The following is an 18,479-nucleotide window of genomic DNA, read 5'->3' on the forward strand; positions in this document are numbered from 1 at the left end:
ACGTCCTTCGTCGGCAGCGTCAGGTGTGTAGAAGAGACAGGGCCGCGACCGGGGCCGCCCCCGGCGTCACCAGCGCGGGGTGGTCGCCGCGCAGCGCCCCCACGAGCGCGGACGTGAACAGCGCCTGGTACGCCGCCCCGGACGCCGCGGGGTCCTTGACCTCGTAGGCCGGGTCGCCGAGCGCGCAGGCGTAGAACACGTCGACCGCCGCCGCCGGGCCGCTCGGCGGCAGGTTGGGGACCACCGCCACGCCCTGCACGCTCAGCTCCTGCACGGTGCTCGCGGCCGTCCGGCAGGCGTCCGAGACGAGCACGACGTGCCGCACGGGGAGCCGCTCGGCGTACCACGAGGTCAACGACACGTTCACGGCCTGGCTGCCGTCCTCGGGCGCCCCGGTGAGCAGCCAGAACTCGGCGTTCCCGGTGTTGATCCCGTGCCCGCTGAAGTAGACGACGAGCTGGTCGACGTCGCCCCGGTCCACGAGGCCGCGCACGCCGGCGAGCACGGCCGAGGCGGTGACCGGCGCGCCGCCGTCGTCGGTGAAGGTCAGCACCAGGTCGTCGGGGACGCCCTGCTCGGCGGCCCAGGCCCGGACGGCCGCGACCGCGCCCGGCACGGCGGGCAGCTCCGGGAACCGGCCGCCGGTGCGGGCGACGCCCATCAGGACCAGCGCGCGCGCCACGGTGCTCACCCGACCGGGCGGGTGGCGGACGGGTGCGGGCGGGCGGCCATCTCGACTCCGTCGTCCAGGGCGCGGACCCTTCGAGTGCAGCACCGGCGCGGGAGCGCGTCAAGGCTTCCGGGGCCTCTGGTGTGTCGTGGGTCACACTGCTAGCGTCGTCCGCGTCCCCCCGTGCGTCCCGTCCGCCGGGCGGGGGACGGTCGACGACGCCCGCCCCGCCCGGCCACCAGCCCGTCCCGCCGGGCGCCCGCCGCGTCGTCCGCCCGAGGGGACCGGACCCATGGACACCGTCGCCGCGCCGGGAGGCGCCACCACCCTGCCCGAGCGCCTGCGCGCGCAGGAGGAGCTCCAGCGCGAGCTGGCCGCCCGCCGCGCGCGGGAGCGGGCGGGCGTCCGGCTCCCGGCGATCGACCGGGTCGACCGCGGGGAGCTCGCCGCGGCCAACGACCCGCTGCGCGTGGCGCGCCGCGTCGACCGGGTCAGCCGGTTCCGCACCGGCGCGGACCCGGACTCGGTGCCGACCGACGTGCCGGCCCCCGCCCTGGTCGCGGACGCGGCGGAGCGGCTGGACCTGCCCGACGCCCCGCAGGTGCTGCTGGAGAAGGTGATCAACCAGCCGGACTTCCTGGAGGCGCGCTACCTGGAGGGCGGGTTCGTCGCCCAGCGGACGGTCGGGCGGGTGGTGATCCGCGGCGCCGACGGCCGCACGGCCGGGTACGGCACGGGGTTCCTCGTGTCGCCGCACCTGATGCTGACCAACCACCACGTGCTCCCGGCGGTGGACGTGGCGGCGGGCAGCGTGCTGCAGCTCGACTTCCAGCGGGCGCTGGACGGCGACCCGATGCCGGTCGTCGAGGTCGGCCTCGACCCGGAGGCCTTCTTCGCGGCGGACCCCGAGCTCGACTTCGCGCTGGTGGCGGTCGCCGGTGCGCCGGCCAGCACCGCGCCCTTCGGCTGGTGCCGGCTCACGGGCGCGCAGGGCACCGTCGTCGTGGGGGAGTCGGTGACGATCGTGCAGCACCCGGCGGCGCGCCGGAAGGAGGTGGCGCTGCGGGAGAACCGGCTCGTCGACATCCCCGAGCAGGTGCTGCACTACGTCACCGACACCGAGCCGGGCTCGTCCGGGTCGCCGGTGTTCAACGACCAGTGGGAGGTCGTCGCGCTGCACCACGCGAGCGTGCCCGACCCCTCGCCCGGCGCGACCGGGTCGCTGAACGAGGGGATCCGGATCAGCAGGATCCTGGGCCACCTGGCCGGGCTGCCGCTCGACCCGGGCCGGCGCGCCCTCGTCGACGCGCTCGACGACCCCCCGACGCCGCACGGCCGGCCCGAGGTCGCCGGCGCGGCGGGCGCCCGGGCGACGGGGCGCGCCGCGCCGGACGCCGTGATCGGCGCCGCGGTGGCGGCCACGACCGCGGCCGACGGGACCGCGGGAGGCGTCGTCGAGATCCCGCTCCGCCTCACCGTGCGGGTGGCGCTGGACGCCGCGACGGCGGACGGGCGTCCGGCGGACCCGGCGCCCGCACCACCGGCGCCGCCCCCGCTCCCGGCCGCCACCGGGACCGCCGTCGAGCGGCTCGCGATCGACCCGGACTACGCCGCGCGCGGCGGCTACGACCCCGGCTTCCTCGGCGTGCCGCTGCCGCTGCCGGACCCGGGGCCGAACGCGCCGGTCGCCTCGGCGGAGCTGCGGTACCACCACTTCAGCGTCGTGATGCACCGGGTCCGCCGGCTCGCGCTGTGCACGGCGGTGAACGTCGACGGCGCGCACACCGACGCCCGCCCGCGCAGCGACGACCGGTGGATCCTCGACCCGCGCCTGCCGCGCGAGGAGCAGACCGGCGCCGAGGTGTACGCGGACAACGCGCTCGACCGCGGCCACCTCGTCCGGCGGCTCGACCCGTCGTGGGGGCCGCTGGCGCGCGCGGCGAACGACGACACGTTCCACTACACGAACTCGGCCCCGCAGCACCACGCGTTCAACGCCGGCTCGACCCTGTGGCTCGGCCTCGAGGAGTACCTGCTCGGCACGGCCCGGCGCGACCGGCTGCGCATCTCGGTGCTCGCGGGCCCGGTGCTCGCCCCGGACGACCCGCCGTACCGGGGCGTGCTGCTGCCGCGGCAGTTCTGGAAGGTGGTCGCGGTGGTCGACCGGGGCGGGCGGCTCGTGGTCACGGGCTACGTGCTCGGGCAGGACGCGTTCCTGCCGAGCGTGCTCGCGGAGGCGACGTTCGGCGCGTACCGCACGTTCCAGGTCCCGGTCTCGATGATCGGGGCGCTGACCGGGCTGGACCTGTCGGCGTACGCGGCCGCCGACCCGCTGGGGACCGTCGAGGCGACGGTGGCCGCGCACGAGCTCAGGACCTACGGGGAGATCGTGCTGGGCGGCTGACCGGTCGCGCGGGCCGGTGCACGTCGTGTCATGCAGCCGCTCGACGGCGGGCGCCCGGACGGGCCGGGGGGGGGGGGTGACGCCCGCGCGGGCGTCCGTCACCCGGGCGTGACCCGGACCCGCTCGACCACCAGCTCGGGCACCGCCGGCGCACCCGGCCCGTGCGGCCGGTCCGGGAAGTCGAACACGCCCAGCATGAGCTGCAGGGGGTAGCCGGGCGCCTGGTCGAGCGTCCGGGTGACGAGCCCGTCGACCTCGAACACCGCCCGCCCGGGCCGCCACGACACGGCGTAGGTGTGCCGCGCGGCGACGTCGAGCGCCGTGCGCGGTGCGGCGAACTCCTCGCGCAGATCCGGGTCGCGGAACGGGTGCACGCCGGACCCGAGCGCGGCGCTCGGCATGCCGTCCTCGTCGGTCCCCAGCGTGTCGCCGAACACCTCGACGACGCACAGCTCGCCGCTGCGCTCCGGCACGTCCTCGATCCCCACCAGCCAGGCGGAGAACATCGAGCCCGGGCCGATCGTCGCGCGGCAGGTCACCTCGACCCGGCCCTCCCGCGGGGTGCACGCCCACCGCGCGGGCTGCTCCTCCCGCACCGTCTGCCCCGCCCGGAACGGCTGCTGCCCGCGCGTGCTGCCGACGGGGCCCGACCACGACCCGCTCTGCGCCGCCGAGACCCGGAGCGGCGGCACGTGGTCGCCCGGGCACCAGACCGGGTGCTCGACGGGGATCGTCAGGTGCAGGCCGTCCGGACCGGTGCGGGCGCTCGCCGCGGCGGCGGCGCGCGAGCTCCAGGCGGGCAGGTACGCCAGCGTCCAGCCGCGGTCCTCCGGCGGCGTCGCGAACCGCTCGTCGACGGCGGTGGGTCCCGGGGGCTCGGGGGGTGCGGGCACGGCGTGCTCCCTGGTGCGGGTCGGCGGGTCGCGCGGACCCACCGATCGTAGGACCGGCCGGGCTCCGGTGGCAGGCCTCCGCGGCCCGGCCTAGCGTCGATCGCGGCGGCCGCGCCGGGCGCCGCCACGACCCCGGGAGGACGCATGACCGACGACGACGTGCGCCGCGAGGACCTGCCCGTGCCGGACTACGACCACCTGCCGATCGGCTCGCTCGGCCACCGCGTCCGCAGCCTGGAGGCGGACGAGATCGACGTGCTGCGCCGCTACGAGGAGGCGCACGCGAACCGGGTCGCGGTGATCCAGATCCTCGACCACCGGCTGCTCGACCTGGCCGAGGGCCAGCGCCCGTCCTCCGGGGACGCGGCCGCCCCGGCCGCCGAGGCCGCGCCGGCCCCGGCGGGCGGCAGCAGCGCCGCGCCCGAGACGGCGGGGCCGCCCCAGAACCCGCCGTCCCACGGCGTCCCCACCAACCCCGCCCAGCCGCGCCGCTGAGCGCACCACCACCACCGGAGGCCCCCGTGTCCGACCGCGGCACCGTCGACGACGACTACCTCGAGCGCGTGCGCGCGTCCGAGGAGCAGCCCCCGCCGCCCCCGCCGGCGCGGGTGCTGCTGTTCCTGTTCTGCTTCGTGCTGTTCGTGGGCGGGCTCTACCTGATGGGGCTCGCGGTCGACACCGCCGAGATCTGGCTGTTCACGGCCGGGATCCTGTGCAGCGGGGGCGCGTTCTTCCTCGGCCTGAACCGAGCGCGCACCCTGTGACGCGGACGACCGACGGGTCCGGGGCCGACGCGCCGGACCTGGACGCCGCCGTGCGCCGGGTCCTCGGCCCGGGCGCGACGCTCCGCGAGGCGCAGCGCGACGCGCTCGACGGGCTGCGCGACCGGGACACCCTGCTCGTCGCCCGGTCGGGCGCGGGCAAGACGGCGGTGTACGCCATCGCCACCCTGCTGAGCGGGGAGCTGACCGTCGTGGTGTCGCCGCTGCTCGCGCTGCAGCGGGACCAGGTCGCCGGCCTGCGCGAGGCCGGCCTGCGCGCGGAGTCGGTGAGCGCCGCCCGCGGCGCCCGCGCGCAGGCGGCGGCCCTGGACGCGGCGGCGGCGGGCGAGCTCGACGTGCTCGTGCTCGGGCCGGAGCAGCTGGCGCGCGGGCCCGTCGCCGAGGCCCTGGACCGGGCCCCCGTCGGGCTCGTCGTCGTCGACGAGGCGCACTGCGTCAGCGAGTGGGGCCACGACTTCCGCCCCGACTACGTGCACGTGGCCGGCACCGTCGAGCGGCTCGGTCGCCCGCGGGTGCTGGCGCTGACCGCCACCGCCTCGCCCCAGGTGCGGGACGAGGTCGTCGAGCGGCTCGGCATGGTCGACGCCCGCGTGCTCGTGCACGACGCCGACCGGCCGAACATCTGGCTGGGCGCGCACCACGCGTCCACGCCGCGCGAGCGGGACGACCGGGTGGTCGCGCTCGTCGGCGAGCTGGTGGCCGATCCCGGCGGTGCCGGGCTCGTCTACGCGCGCACGCGCTCGCACGTCGAGGAGCTGGTCGAGGCGCTCGGGCGGGCCGGGCTGGCGGCCCGGGGCTACCACGCGGGGCTCCCGGCGAAGGAGCGCGCCGCCGTCGAGCGGGCCTTCCTGTCCGGGGCGCAGGACCTGGTCGTGGCCACGAGCGCGTTCGGCATGGGCGTGGACCGGGCGGACGTGCGGTTCGTGGTGCACGCCGGGCCGCCCACCTCGCTCGACGCGTACTACCAGGAGGTCGGGCGCGCCGGGAGGGACGGCGAGCCCGCGCGGGCCGTGCTCGTGAGCCGCCCCGACGACTACGGGTTCAACCAGTACCTGCGGACCGGCGGCGTGCCGAAGCAGCGCACCCTCGCGGCCGTGCTGGACGCCGTCGCGGCCGCGCCGGACGGGGGCCGCGACCAGCGCGCCCTGACGCGGGCGAGCGGGCTCGCCGCCCGGACGGCGTCCCGCGCGCTCGGCGTCCTGCTCGACACCGGCGCCGTCCGGCGCGAGGACGGCGGGGCGCTGGCGGCGACCGGGGTCTCCGCCCAGGCCGCGGCGCGCACCGCCGCCGAGCGGCAGGAGGAGCGGCGGACCGTCGAGCGCAGCCGGGTCGAGGTCGTGCGCACCTACGCCGACACCACCGACTGCCGGCGCCGGCTGCTGCTCGAGCTGCTGGGGGAGAAGCACCCGCGGCCCTGCGGGGCGTGCGACTCCTGCGAGGCGGGCACGTCGGTCGAGGTCGAGGACGCGCCCCTGCGGCCGGGCCAGGCCGTCGAGCACGCGGAGTGGGGTCCCGGGCAGGTGTCCGTCGTGGAGGAGGACCGGGTCACCGTGTTCTTCGCCGAGCGGGGGTACGTCACGCTGGACACCGCGGTGGCGCTGGAGTCGGGGCTGCTGCGGCCGACGTCGGGCCCGGTGCCGGGGGCGGCCGGACCGGCCCGGGCGGCACCCGCCGGGGGTGCCGCCGCCTGACGCCCGTCAGGGGACGACGGTGACCGGCCAGCGCGCGTTCCGCACCAGCCGCACGGCGAGCGAGCCGGCGATGCGGTGCCCGATGCTCGTCGACGACCCGACCACGACGCTGTCCGCGCGCACCTCGTGCGCCACGGCGGACAGCACCTGGTAGGGGTCGCCGGTGCGCACCACGAGCTCGACCGGGACGCCGCGCGCGTCGGCGAGGGCCCGGGGGTCGCGGAGCGCGCGCTCCACGGCGTCCTGGTGCTCGACCACGGCGGCGCTCGCCGCGCCCGTGGTGTCCATGAGCGACGCCACCCCGCCGCCCGGCTCGCGCACGTACACGACCACCAGGCGGCTGCCCTGGCGACGGCACACGCCGACCGCGTAGGCGGCCGCGCGCAGCGAGGGGTCGGAGCCGTCGACGCCCACGACCACGGCGGTGGGGCCGTCGCGGCCGATCTCGAACTGGTGGCCGGTCACGCCGCACCGTCCCTCTCGCGCTCGTCGGTCCTGGTCGCCCCGACGCTATCGGCTGCCGCGGGGCCCCGTGGCGGGACCCCCGAGCCGGGCGGGGCGCCGCGGCACCGCGCCCCGCCGTCGACGGGGACCCGCGCCGCCGCGCTCGCGGCGGACGGGTGCTTTCTCGGCGACGCGCCTGGTGGCGTGGTTCGCTGGGGTCGACCGGGCGGCGCGTGCGACGGGAGGACGGCGGTGGCGGACCTGGTGGACCCGGCGGACCTGGCGGAGGTGGCGGAGGTGGCGGCGGGCCTGTACGCCGTGCCGCCGGCCGAGTTCACCGGCGCCCGGACCGCCGCGGTCAAGGCGGCCCGGGCCGGCGGCGACCGCGACCTCGCCCGGGCCGTCGGCGCGCTGCGCAAGCCCTCCGCGGCGGCCGCCGCGGTCAACCTGCTCGTGCGCGGGCGTCCCGACGACCTGGGCGCGCTGCTCGACCTCGGGGTCCGGATCCGCGAGGCGCAGGCGGCCCTCGCGGGCGCGGACCTCCGGGCCCTGCACGCGGAGCAGCAGCGGGCCGTCGGCGCGGCGGCGGACGCGGCGCTCGAGCTGCTCGGCGGCGGGGCGGGCGGTGCGGTGCGCGGCCAGGTCGAGGGGACGCTCCGGGCGGCCATGGGCGACGCCGAGGCCGCCGCGGCGGTCGCGACGGGGCTGCTCGTGCGGGACCTGTTCTCGTCGGGGTTCGAGCCCGTCGACGTCGCGGGTGCGGTCGCGGTGCCGGACGCCCCGGCGCTCGCCGGCGCGCCCGGGCGGCGGACGCCGCTGCGCGCCGTGCCGGACGACGCGGGCGCGCCGGCGGACGGTGACGGGGAGGACCGGGACGACCCGGCCGGTGCCCGGCCCGGGCGCCGCCGCGGGCGGCTGCTGACCGAGGAGGAGCCGCGGCGGCCGCTGCGCGCGGCGCCGGCGGGGCGGCGCGCGCGGGTGCGCGTGTCCGACGAGGGCGAGCCGGCGGCGGCCGAGGACGCGCGCGGGGACGACCCGGGGGAGACCGTGTCGCTGCCCGGCCGGCGGCGCCGCGGGCGGGTGCGGGTCGCCGAGGACGCGGGCGCGGGTGGGGACGACGGCCGCGCCGACGCCGGGCGTGCCGCGGACGGCGCCGCCGAGCGCGCTGGCGAGCGCGGCGCCGAGCGGGACCGCGAGGCCGAGCGCGACCGCCCTGCCGAGCGCGAACGTGCCGAGCGCGAGCGTGCCGAGCGCGAGCGCGACGCCCGCGAGCAGCGCCGCGCGGCCGCGGTGCGGGCCGCCGAGCAGGACGTCGCCCTGGCGCGCGACGAAGCGGACGAGCGGCGGGGCGCTCGCGACTCGGCCGACGAGCGGCTGCACGCGGCCGAGGCGCGCGCCGAGGAGCTCGGCGGCACGATCGCCCGCGCACGGGAGGAGATCGAGCGGTGGCGCGCCGCGCTGGCGTCCGCCGAGCAGGAGGCGCGCGAGGTCGGCCTGGAGGTGCGGCACGCGCGCTCGGCGCGGACGGCGGCGGCGCGGCAGGCGGAGCGCGCGGACCAGCGGCTGCGCGCCGCGGAGGCCGCGCGGGACGCCCTCTGACGCACGCGGGGCCGAGCCCGGGGGGCCGCCGCCGCACGCCCGGTGGTGTGACCCACCTCACCCGTTCGCGTTGACACCCTCCGCGCGGCCTTCCTACGCTGGCCGGACGGCACGCCCCGGAGGAACGGGGCGCCCGTGGCGGGAGCCGGGTGCAGCAGCCCGGTACGACCGGCGCGCACCTCCCGGGTGGCGCGGCACCGGCACCCCGGCTTGGGGGGTCGGCGACGGCGCGCTCGGGGCGCGGGCGCGACGGGCGTCGCGGGTCCGGGTCCCCGGGTGGCGCGCCCACGCGGACCAGCGACCCGCCTCGCCCAGGAGCCTTCGCGATGCCGTCAGCGCCGCGCCGCCCCCGCCACCGGCTGGCCGGGCGCGCGCGGCTCGGCCGGGGCGCCGCGGTCGCCCGGGTCGGGGGCCGGTCGCTGCTGGGTGCCGGCCTCGCGGTCGCGCTCGGCGCCACCCTCACCGGGACGCCCGCGCTCGGCGGGACGGGAGCGCGCCCGGCGCCCCCTGCGGCGCAGGCGGCGGACGCCACCGGCCGCGGGTTCGACCCGGTCCGCACCGCCGCCGCGGACGCCGACCGGTGGGCGGCGCGGACCGCCGCCGAGGAGCCGGCCGTGACCGCCGCGTCGGCGCTGCTCGCCCGCGCGGCCCTGGACGCCGCCGCCGGCGTGGAGCCGCTGCGGGTGTCGCCCCGGCCGCTCGACGACCTGCCCGGGATGGACGCGGCGGTCGTCCGGCTCACGGACGCCTGGGCCGAGCCCGCCGCGACGCCCGGCGACCGGGTCGCCTCGGCGCTGCGGGTGCGCGCCGCGGCGGGGTCGGTCTTCCGGCTCGCGCTGGCGGTCGAGCGCAGCGTGCCGGTCGCGGCCGATCACCCGGCGGGCGACGCCGCGGGGCTGGACCGGGTGGAGCAGGCGACCGGCGAGGCGACGCGCGCCGCGGCGGACCTGCCGGTGCTCGACGGCCGGGTGGTCGGGGCCCCGGTGCGCACGGGTGCCGGCGGCGCGCGCCCGTCGGGGCTGCTCGCGGACGGGACGGTCGACCCGGTGCTGCTGTGCCCGGTGCCGTTCGCCCCCGGCGCTCGGCTCCGCTGCGACGCGGTGGTCGCGCTCACCGCGCTGAACGAGGAGTTCCGGGCCGAGCACGGGACCGACCTCCCCGTCGGCAGCACCTACCGGACCTACGCCGAGCAGGCGGCGCTCAAGGCCGCGAAGGGCGGCCTCGCCGCGCCGGCGGGGGTGTCGCACCACGGCTGGGGCGTCGCGGTCGACTTCGCCGGGTTCGGCGGGGTCGGGCAGTTCGACCAGCCGCTGTACGCGTGGATGGTCGAGCACGGACCCGCCCACGGGTGGGAGCACCCGGCGTGGGCCGGGCCGGGCGGCGCGGGGCCGGCCGAGCCCTGGCACTGGGAGTACACCGGGACGCCGGCCGCGGCGGCCGGCGGCGGCACCGTGGCTGCTGCCGGTGCCGCAGGGACCGCCGGCGCCGCGCCCGCGGGTCCCGCCGCCGCCGACTCTTGATGCCCCGCGGGCGCGGTGGTGTGATGGTCGTCTCGCGCACCCGGCGTGCGCGCCGCCCCGACGCCGTCGTCGGCCGCCTCGCGCCGGACTCGCAGCCCGCGCCGCCCGCACCCCCCCGGCGGCGGCGCGGACCGCCCGCCCCGCCGCCCCGCGCGGCGCGGGTCCGCCACCCGGCCGGGCGCCACCGCGGCCCGGCACCGCCCAGGGGGAACCACATGAACGCCTTGCAGACCCAGACCGCCGCGCCCGCCGTCGCCGGGCGGGTGGTCGAGAACGTCGGCCACGGCGAGGTGCTGCGGCGCCAGGCGCGCGCCTCGGACTTCGGCTACCTGTTCGCCGACCTGGTGGGCGACGCCGAGGCCCACCTGCCGTCGGCCGACCCGCCGCAGGTGATCGCGCTGCTCCGCCGCCTCGGCGGTGCGATGGCCGAGCCGGCCGCCAGCCCGGCCCCGCCGTCGACGATCCCGGCGGCCTACACGTACTGGGGCCAGTTCATCGACCACGACCTCACGCTCGAGGACTCGGCGGACCCGCGGCTGCAGCAGCCGGCGATCGCGGACCCGGGGCTGCGGCCCGTCGACGCGGACACCGTGCGGCACGCGCTCGGCAACGCCCGGCAGCCGTACCTCAACCTGGACTCGGTCTACGGCGACGGGCCCGACGGCGACCGGTCGGCGGCGTTCTACGACGGGCCGTTCCTGCGGGTGGGCACCCTCGCGGCGCCCGCGCCGGGCCAGCCGGTGCCGGCGGCCACCGACCCCGCCGCCCGCGACCTGCCCGGCCGGCACCCGGTCACGGACCCCGCGACGGGGCGCATCCAGCTCCCCGCGACGATCGGCGACTCCCGGAACGACGAGAACCTGGTCGTCGCGCAGCTGCACACCGCGTACCTGCGGTTCCACAACGCGGTGGTCACCGCGTTCCGCGCCGCGGAGCCGGGGCTGTCCGACGCGGACCTGCTCGTCAAGGCGCAGCAGCTCGTGCGGCACACCCACCAGTGGCTGATCGTGCACGACTACCTGCGGACCGTGACGGTGCCGGGGACCGTCGACTGGGTGCTGTCCGAGCTCAAGGGCCTGTACCTGCAGCGGTTCCCGGCGAGGCGCCCGCCGGTGATGCCGCTCGAGTTCTCGGTCGCGGCGTTCCGGTTCGGGCACTCGCAGGTGCGCAACGCCTACGACTACAACCGGAACTTCGGCGACCCCGGCTTCGTCGCGCCGCGGGCCACGCTGGAGCAGCTGTTCCAGTTCACGGGGCGCGGGGGCTTCATCGGCGGCGCGCAGGCGCTGCCGGAGAACTGGGCGATCGAGTGGGACCGGTTCGTCGACAAGGCCGACCCGGACCCGCGGCACTTCGCCCGCGCGATCGACACCCAGCTCGCCGACGACCTGTCGGTGATGCGCAACGAGCCGCGGGACCTCGCCGGCATCCAGGAGCACCTCGCCAAGCGGAACCTGCTGCGCGGCTACCTGCTCGGCGTGCCGACGGGGGAGGCCGTGGCCCGCGCGCTGCGGATCCGACCGCTGACCCGCGCCGAGCTGCTCCGCGGGGCCCCGGCGGGCGTCCGGTCCGCGCTCACCAGCCCCGAGCTCTCCGGGCGCACGCCGCTCTGGTACTACGTCCTGAAGGAGGCCGAGGTCCTGACCTCGGGGAACTCGCTCGGCCCCGTGGGCAGCCGGCTGGTCGCCGAGACGATCATCGGGCTGATGCGGCACGACCCCGCGTCGTTCCTCACGAGCGTGCCCGCGTGGGGCACCGGGCCCGTGCCCGTGCTGCCGGGCGGCGACGGCGCGCGCACGATCGGCGGGCTGGCGGACCTGCTCGACGTCGCCGGCGTCACGCCTTCCTGAGCGCGGTGGCCGCCGGACCGCGCGCCGGACCGGCCGGGCACGCGTCGTGCGTGCCCGGCCGCGTCCTGCCCGCCCGGCTCAGCGGGGCGGCCGGGTCCGGCGCTGCTCGCGGATCAGCCGGCCGCGGCGGACATCCTCCTCGGCCTTGGCGCGCTTCTTGTCGCTGGCGCGGGTGTCGCGCGGCGGCAGCTGGATGGTGCGCTCGGCCTCGATCCCGCCCTGGAGCTCGCGGCCGCGCTCGACCTCGGCGTCCAGCTCCGCGCCGAACAGCAGCGCGAGGTTGGTGATCCACAGCCACAGGAGCAGCACGATGGCGCCGGCGAGCGAGCCGTAGGTGCTGCCGTACGACCCGAAGTTCGCGACGTAGAACCCGAAGCCGAGCGACGCCAGGATCCACACCACGACCGCCACCAGCGCGCCGACGCTCATCCAGCGGAACTTCGGCTGCCGGACGTTCGGCGTGAAGTAGTACAGGATCGCGATCGCGACGATCACGAGCAGCAGCACGACGGGCCACTTGGCGATGTTCCAGGCGGTCACGGCGGCCGAGCTCAGGCCGATGGCGTCGCCGACGCTCTCCGCGATGCCGCCCGAGAGCACGACGGCCACGACGATCACCACGGCGAACAGCACCAGCACCAGCGTGACCAGGAGGAGGACGGGGCGCAGCTTCCAGATCGGGCGGCCCTCGTCGATCTCGTAGACCCGGTTGATGCCGCGGCTGAAGGCGTTCACGTACCCGGACGCCGACCACAGCGCGACGACCAGCGAGACGATGAACGTCAGGCCGGCGCCGGGGGAGTTGGTGAGGTTCTCCAGGATCGGCTGCAGCGTGTTCTCGGCGCTGTCCTGGCCGACGATCCCCGTCGCCGTCGACACCAGGTCCTCGACGAGCTGCTGCCCGTCGCCGACCAGGCCGAGGATCGACACCACGGCCAGCAGGCCCGGGGCGATCGCCAGCACCGCGTAGTACGTGAGCGCGGCGGCGAGGTCGGTGCACTGGTCGTGGTTGAACTCGCGGATCGTGGTGCGCAGCACGTACCGCCACGACCGCGTGGTCAGGTCGTCCGGTGAGTCGGGCTTGCGCGGGTCGTCCGGCTCGGGTGCGTCGGCACGTGCGGTGCTCGTCCGGTCGTCGTCGGCGTGGGCCACGGGGACCTCCTGGCGGTGCGGCGGTGTTCCGAGCGCCAGCGTCACCCGCCGGCGCCCGGCCCGCCACAGGAACGGGCCCGCCCGACGCCTCAGGCCTCGACGCGCAGGCCGTCCAGGGCGTTGAGCCGGTACCCGACGCCGCGCACCGTCGCGATCAGCCCGTCGAGCCCCGACTTGGCCCGCACCCGGCGGACGTGCACGTCGACGGTGCGGGTGCGGTCGGACAGGTCGTGGCTGCGCCAGGCGCCGTCGTACAGCTCGTCGCGCGTGACGACCCGCCCGGCCGACCGCGCCAGGTACGCCACGAGGTCGAACTCCTGGCGGGTCAGGTCCACGTCCTGGCCGTCGACCACCAGACGCCGCCCGGGCAGGTCGACGACGACGGCGGGGGTCAGGGGCAGGGCGGCCAGCAGCTCCTCGAACCGGCGCAGGTCGGCCTGGCTGGGCAGGTCGGCGGCGTGCGCCGGGGCGGTGCCGGCGGGGTGCGCGGCGGGACGGGCGGACGTGGCAGGGGTCAGGACGCTCACGGGGGTGCTCCTCGGGGGTCCGCCGCTCGCGGGCGGCGGGGCGGGACGACGACGTCCCGCGTGGATCTGACGGCAGGGGGAGGCGGTCAGGCCCGACAGAGCGGACACGCGCAGGCGCGCCGCAGGGTGCGGCACGTGGGGAGCGCGGAGGTCATGGTGGCGAGTGTGGCACGGGGCACCGCGGGTCGCACGGATCCGCGCGACCCGTCTCAGCGTCCGGACGGAGGTGTCGGAGACGGGGACGCGGCGCCCCCCGGGCGGCGCCGGCCCGGGCGGCGTCAGCCCGCCGCGGGCTCCGTGGCCCCGCCGGTGGGCGTCGCCGACGGCCCGGACCCGGGCTCGGCGTCGTCCTCCTCGTCGGGGACCGGGACGACGGCGGGCCAGCGCTCCGGGTCGTGCACGACCGCGCTCGCGTCCGTGCCGATCTCCACCAGCTGCCAGTCGAGGATCTCGCGGCTCGTCGGGTCCCAGCGGAGCAGCGTCATCTCGGCGGTGCCCTTGAGCGGGCCGATCCGGGGCTCGTTCTCCTGGGCGCCCGCGGTCGACGACGAGATGTACCGGATGCCCTCGCCGATCTGCTCCGGGTCCGTGCGGGTGTGCATGTGCCCGGACACGAGGGCCGGCACGCAGCCGTCGGCGAGCATGGCCGGGGCCGTCCGCGGGTTGTGGAACAGCACGAGGTCGACGCCGTCGGAGTCGTCGCAGGCGACCTCGGACAGCCGGGCGCCCACCTCGGCGTACGACTCGTCCTGGGTCTGCGTCTGGATCAGCCGGGTGGCCTTCGGGTCGTGGTCGCCGAGGATCCGCATGCCGCGCACGTCGATGACGCCGCCGTCGAGCACGGTCGCCCCGGCGCGCGCGTACTGCGCGGTGGTCTCCGCGGAGTCGTGGTTGCCCGGCGCGGTGACGAGGTCGACGCCGTCGGGGATCGCCCGCGCGAACGTCGTGACGCAGTACTGCTCGACGGACGTCCCGTTCATCGTGGTGTCGCCCGCGTCGAGGACGACCTGCGCGCCGGACATCTCGGCGAGCGAGGTGATGAGCGGGGCCATGCCGACGTTGCAGTGCAGGTCGGAGATGACCAGGAGCGTGAGCGGCTCCGCCTCCTCTCCGGTCGGCTCCCCGGGGTCCGCCGTCGGGCCGGCCGACGTCCCGGCCGTCGGCCCCGCGGTCGCCGCCGGGGCGTCGTCGCCCGTGGCGTCGCCGTCGTCCCCGTCGACGTCGCGCGCGTCCCGGCGCGCCTCCCAGTCCCCCCACGCCGCGACGAGGGAGTCGTCGGCCCGGTCGTAGAACTCCTCGTTCTCCTGGAACGCCTTGACGACCAGCCCGCCGTAGGTGTCGACGATGCCGCCGAGCCGCCCGGTGATCCGCGCGCCCTCGAGCGGCGTCCCGTCGAACACGGCCGACGCGGTCTGCGACGCGGTGCGCTCCGCGGCGTCGCCGCGCTCGCTCGCGGTGACCAGGGTGCCGACGAGCACGACCGCGAGGCCGCCCGCGGTCAGCTGCGCGGTGTGCGGCGCCAGGCGGCCGGCCAGCTCCTCGCGCCGCCCCGGCCCGAGCAGCCAGCGCCCCGCGAACCAGAGCGCGACGAGCACGACGAGCCCGCCCAGGGTGCGCCACAGGGCGTTCGCGACGAGCGCGCGTGCCGCGTCCTCGATGGTCGCCTGCGGCCCGGTGAAGAACTGCAGGTAGGAGTTGAGGTCGCCGGTGAGCGCCTGGAGGGTGTCGATCCCGTGCAGCGCGTCGACGTCGGCGGGGATCTCCTCGACGGTGACCCGCGCGCCGAGCCCGAGCGGTAGCGGCGAGTCGATCTGCAGGGTGCCGAGCGGACCGACGTCGATCGTCACCGTCGCGTCCGTCGTGACGTCGTACCGCGCCTCGTGCGGGCCGAGGCTCGACTGCGCCGTCGCGGTCGTCACCCCGAACACGAGCGCCGCGAGCAGCGCGACGAGCGCGAGCAGGCCGTGCAGCAGCCAGCGGCGGCGTCGGCCGGGGCGCGCGGGGCGCGCAGGGCGGGCGGGACGGACCGGCGGCGCGGCCTCGGCGGGCTCGGGGGTGGCGTCGGGTGCGGGCATCGCGACGAGCCTAGACGCGACGCCGACGCGCCGTCCTGCCGGGCGCGCACGGCGCCACCCGCCCGTGCGGGGCGACTCGCGCTGTGCTAGTCCGGGACCATGACCAGCCCCGTCACGACGCCGGACGGCCCGCGCGCGTCCGGGGACGGCCACGCCGAGAGCACCCTCACCGTCGTCGTCGCCTTCGCCGCCAACGCGCTGATCGCGGTCGCGAAGACGGTCGCGGCGGTGCTCACCGGCGCGGCCTCGATGCTCGCGGAGGCCGCCCACTCCTGGGCGGACACCGGGAACGAGGTGTTCCTGCTGGTCGCCCAGCGGCGCTCGGCCCGGGCGCCGGACCGCGCGCACCCGCTCGGCTACGGGCGCGAGGTCTACGTGTGGTCGCTGTTCGCGGCGATCGGCCTGTTCGCCGTCGGGGCGGGCGTGTCGATCACGCACGGCATCCAGGAGCTGCTGGACCCGGAGCCCGCCTCGTCGTTCGTCGTCGCCTACGTGGTGCTCGGCCTCGCGTTCCTGCTCGAGGGGACGTCCTTCCTGCAGGCGTGGCGGCAGGCGCGGGGCGCGGCGGCGCGCCGGGACATGGACCTGTGGGACCACGTGCTCGCCACCTCCGACCCGACGGTCCGCGCCGTGTTCTTCGAGGACGCGGCGGCGCTCGTCGGCATCGTGATCGCGGGGACCGGCATCGCCCTGCACCAGGTCACCGGGTCGCCGGTGCCGGACGCGGTCGGGTCGATCCTCGTCGGGGTGCTGCTCGGCGTCGTGGCCGTCCTGCTGATCGACCGCAACCGCCGGTTCCTCGTCGGCGAGACGGCCGACCCCGCGCTGCAGGGCGCGGCGGTCCGCGCGCTGCTCGCGATGCCCGAGGTCGCGCGCGTGACCCAGCTGCGGCTCGAGGTCGTCGGCGCGCGGCAGCTGTTCCTGGTCGGCGCCGTCGACCTGGCGGGCAACCTCGCCGAGGACGAGGCGTCGCACGTCCTCGCCTCGGTCGAGCGCCAGGTCACCGCGGTGCCGGGCGTCGTGGGCGCCGTGCTGTCCCTGTCCGAGCCGGAGGAGGCGGCGCTCACGCCCTGACGCGGGCGGGGGCCGGCACCCGCCCGGGCGGCGCGCGCGGGTGAATGCCTGGGCCGTCCGGGCGTCGCCGCTGGTGGCTGCGTCACAGAACCCCGAAATACGGACGTAACCTGTCGCACGACAGGCGTAGGCTGTGGGCCGAGGGCGCGTCGCCCGCCGGGGCACGTCCCGGGCGGCCGCTCGACTGCCGACGACGGCCGCCTGCGAGCCGCAGCGCGGCGCGTTCGCCCGTCCCGCGCCCTCCGCGGCGACCGGCGACCCCGGGGACCGCGGTCCGAGACGCACCGCAACAGCCCAGGAGGGCCCCCGATGAACATGTCCATCGCCCGAGCCGGTCGCCGGACCACGCGCACCCTCAGCGTGGCCGCCGCCGCCGTCGCGACGGTCTCCCTGCTCGCCGCCTGCGCCTCCGGCGAGGCCAGCACGTCGGCGGGCTCCGCGTCCGACGACACCACCACCTCGGCCGCCGAGACCCAGGACGTCCAGGTCATCGACCAGACCAACCTGCTGCTCGCGACCGCGCAGGAGACGCTCGAGGCCCGCGGCCTCGAGGTCCAGGCCGCCGACGCGTCCGGCCAGGGCCGGCCGATCGACGACCCGACCCAGTGGGTCGTCGTCACGCAGGACCCCACCTCCGGCACCGTCGAGGCGGGCACCGAGGTGACCCTCACGGTCCGCATGACCACCGACCCGGTGGGCTGACCGGAATAAACGCTGGCGCCGCCGCGCTGGACACGGTGAGACTGAGAGCTCCCGGTCCGCGCGGCGGTGCAGCATCCCGCCGCGGAGGGACCGGCCCGGACGCGGAGCACGCGCCCCTCGTGAGGGGTGGACGGACGCGGGACGGGTGGCTCGTCACCGACGGCCCTCAACGAGGCCGGGGCGGATCAGGTCGCGCGGGAGAAGGACAAGCGGGCGCGGCGGACGGTGGCGTACAGGTGCTGACCCGCCCGGGCGGGGCCCAGGGCCCCGCCGGGCGCACGCACGGCCGTCAGGCGTAGGGCGCCGCGAGCCGGCGCAGCTGCGCGGCGTAGCCGCCGCCGAACAGCACGGCGTGCATGCCCACCGGGTACACCTGGTGCAGGGCGACGCGGTGCTGCCACCCGCGGCGCAGCGGGTGCACCTCCTGGTAGGCGTCGAGCACGTCCGCGAGGTGCGGGAACCCGAACAGCGCGAGCATCGCCAGGTCCGACTCCCGGTGGCCGCCGTGGGCGGCCGGGTCGATCAGCGTGGCCCCCGTCGGCGTCCACAGCACGTTGCCGGACCAGAGGTCGCCGTGCAGCCGCGCGGGCGGGTCGTCGTCGTCGAGCTCGCCCGACCGGAGCCGGTCCGCGAGCCGGCGCAGCAGCGCGACGTCGTCCGGACCCAGCGCCCGGCGGCGCTCGGCGGCCGCGGCCAGCGGGTCGAGGCGGCAGTCCGCGAGGAACGCGCCCCAGCGCTCGTGGTCGCCCGCCGGCATGGGCAGGGGCTGGTCGAGCGGGCCGAAGAACCCGTCGCCCTGCCACCCGTCCGGCGGGCTGCCGAACCGGCGCGCGCCGGCGTCGTGGGTGACCGCCAGGCCGCGGCCCAGCTCGCGCGCCGCCCGGCGGCTCGGCGGCACCTCGGTGAGCGCCGGGAGGTCCAGGTGGTCGGGGCCGACCCCGAGCACCTCGACGACCGGGGCGCCGCCGCGCACCCGGAGCCACCGCAGCCCGGCGGCCTCGCAGGCGAAGAACCCCGGGGGCGCGCCCGCGCGGCGCTTGCGGTAGGTGTCCATGCGGCGGCCTCCCTCGACGCGGCGGGCGCGGGCGGGTCGGTA

General features: G+C 78.0%; 16 protein-coding genes. 9 read left to right on the forward strand and 7 right to left on the reverse strand.

The window, feature by feature from the left end; all coding sequences use genetic code 11:
* Positions 1–19: 19 nt before the first annotated feature.
* Positions 20–682 carry a caspase family protein gene (locus AC3WUG_RS09875; RefSeq protein WP_492327485.1) on the reverse strand — a complete coding sequence of 221 codons (663 nt, stop codon included), beginning with the start codon at positions 680–682 and terminating at the stop codon, positions 20–22.
* A gap of 280 nt (positions 683–962) precedes the next feature.
* On the opposite strand from AC3WUG_RS09875, the gene AC3WUG_RS09880 reads away from it, so the two are divergent.
* On the forward strand, positions 963–3,074 hold the full coding sequence (locus AC3WUG_RS09880; protein WP_492327486.1) for a DNA/RNA non-specific endonuclease: 2,112 nt from the start codon (positions 963–965) through the stop codon (positions 3,072–3,074).
* 98 nt (positions 3,075–3,172) lie between these two features.
* Here AC3WUG_RS09880 and AC3WUG_RS09885 read toward each other — a convergent pair whose 3' ends face one another.
* Positions 3,173–3,967 carry a glycoside hydrolase family 16 protein gene (locus AC3WUG_RS09885; RefSeq protein ID WP_492327487.1) on the reverse strand — a complete coding sequence of 265 codons (795 nt, stop codon included), beginning with the start codon at positions 3,965–3,967 and terminating at the stop codon, positions 3,173–3,175.
* A 144-nt stretch (positions 3,968–4,111) separates the two neighbouring features.
* Here AC3WUG_RS09885 and AC3WUG_RS09890 point away from each other — a divergent pair, with 144 nt between their 5' ends.
* Genes AC3WUG_RS09890 through AC3WUG_RS09900 form a run of 3 tightly spaced genes read left to right on the forward strand, consistent with a single transcriptional unit; the run spans position 4,112 to position 6,440 of the window.
* Complete coding sequence (locus tag AC3WUG_RS09890) at positions 4,112–4,462, forward strand: DUF8129 domain-containing protein (protein WP_492327488.1); 351 nt, start codon at positions 4,112–4,114, stop codon at positions 4,460–4,462.
* A gap of 26 nt (positions 4,463–4,488) precedes the next feature.
* Entirely contained in the window at positions 4,489–4,731 is a 243-nt protein-coding gene (locus AC3WUG_RS09895) for a hypothetical protein (RefSeq protein ID WP_217614219.1), read from the forward strand.
* Positions 4,728–6,440, forward strand: a complete 1,713-nt coding sequence (locus AC3WUG_RS09900) for a RecQ family ATP-dependent DNA helicase (protein ID WP_492327489.1) — start codon at positions 4,728–4,730, stop codon at positions 6,438–6,440. Before AC3WUG_RS09895 ends, AC3WUG_RS09900 begins: the two co-directional genes overlap by 4 nt.
* Positions 6,441–6,446: 6 nt before the next feature.
* Here the strand turns inward: AC3WUG_RS09900 and AC3WUG_RS09905 are convergent, their stop codons facing one another.
* On the reverse strand, positions 6,447–6,905 hold the full coding sequence (locus AC3WUG_RS09905) for a universal stress protein (protein WP_492327490.1): 459 nt from the start codon (positions 6,903–6,905) through the stop codon (positions 6,447–6,449).
* Positions 6,906–7,136: 231 nt separating this feature from the next.
* Between AC3WUG_RS09905 and AC3WUG_RS09910 the strand changes: the two genes are divergently transcribed.
* The 3 genes from AC3WUG_RS09910 to AC3WUG_RS09920 all read left to right on the forward strand — a co-directional run bounded on the left by AC3WUG_RS09910 (position 7,137) and on the right by AC3WUG_RS09920 (position 11,853).
* Positions 7,137–8,483 carry a hypothetical protein gene (locus AC3WUG_RS09910; protein ID WP_492327491.1) on the forward strand — a complete coding sequence of 449 codons (1,347 nt, stop codon included), beginning with the start codon at positions 7,137–7,139 and terminating at the stop codon, positions 8,481–8,483.
* 326 nt (positions 8,484–8,809) lie between these two features.
* A complete protein-coding gene (locus AC3WUG_RS09915; protein ID WP_492327492.1) occupies positions 8,810–10,003 on the forward strand; it encodes a M15 family metallopeptidase in 1,194 nt (397 codons plus the stop codon).
* A 215-nt stretch (positions 10,004–10,218) separates the two neighbouring features.
* Positions 10,219–11,853: a peroxidase family protein gene (locus AC3WUG_RS09920; protein ID WP_492327493.1), complete on the forward strand. Its 1,635-nt coding sequence runs from the start codon at positions 10,219–10,221 to the stop codon at positions 11,851–11,853.
* Between the two features lie 78 nt (positions 11,854–11,931).
* On the opposite strand, the gene AC3WUG_RS09925 is transcribed toward AC3WUG_RS09920, so the two are convergent.
* The 3 genes from AC3WUG_RS09925 to AC3WUG_RS09935 all read right to left on the reverse strand — a co-directional run bounded on the left by AC3WUG_RS09925 (position 11,932) and on the right by AC3WUG_RS09935 (position 15,607).
* A complete protein-coding gene (locus tag AC3WUG_RS09925) occupies positions 11,932–13,005 on the reverse strand; it encodes a YihY/virulence factor BrkB family protein (RefSeq protein WP_492327494.1) in 1,074 nt (357 codons plus the stop codon).
* 89 nt (positions 13,006–13,094) lie between these two features.
* A complete protein-coding gene (locus AC3WUG_RS09930) occupies positions 13,095–13,532 on the reverse strand; it encodes a winged helix-turn-helix domain-containing protein (RefSeq protein ID WP_492327495.1) in 438 nt (145 codons plus the stop codon).
* A 278-nt stretch (positions 13,533–13,810) separates the two neighbouring features.
* The gene (locus AC3WUG_RS09935; RefSeq protein ID WP_492327496.1) at positions 13,811–15,607 is read right to left on the reverse strand and encodes a metallophosphoesterase family protein; all 1,797 of its coding nucleotides are present in this window, start codon (positions 15,605–15,607) and stop codon (positions 13,811–13,813) included.
* Positions 15,608–15,706: 99 nt separating this feature from the next.
* Here AC3WUG_RS09935 and AC3WUG_RS09940 point away from each other — a divergent pair, with 99 nt between their 5' ends.
* Together AC3WUG_RS09940 and AC3WUG_RS09945 are read left to right on the forward strand one after the other, a co-directional pair.
* Positions 15,707–16,681, forward strand: a complete 975-nt coding sequence (locus tag AC3WUG_RS09940; protein ID WP_492327497.1) for a cation diffusion facilitator family transporter — start codon at positions 15,707–15,709, stop codon at positions 16,679–16,681.
* Positions 16,682–16,990: 309 nt separating this feature from the next.
* A complete protein-coding gene (locus tag AC3WUG_RS09945; RefSeq protein ID WP_492327498.1) occupies positions 16,991–17,383 on the forward strand; it encodes a PASTA domain-containing protein in 393 nt (130 codons plus the stop codon).
* A gap of 289 nt (positions 17,384–17,672) precedes the next feature.
* On the opposite strand, the gene AC3WUG_RS09950 is transcribed toward AC3WUG_RS09945, so the two are convergent.
* A complete protein-coding gene (locus tag AC3WUG_RS09950) occupies positions 17,673–18,437 on the reverse strand; it encodes a fructosamine kinase family protein (protein WP_492327499.1) in 765 nt (254 codons plus the stop codon).
* Positions 18,438–18,479 lie beyond the last annotated feature (42 nt).

It is taken from the genome of Cellulomonas sp. EB106-03-03-XG116, from assembly GCF_058792015.1.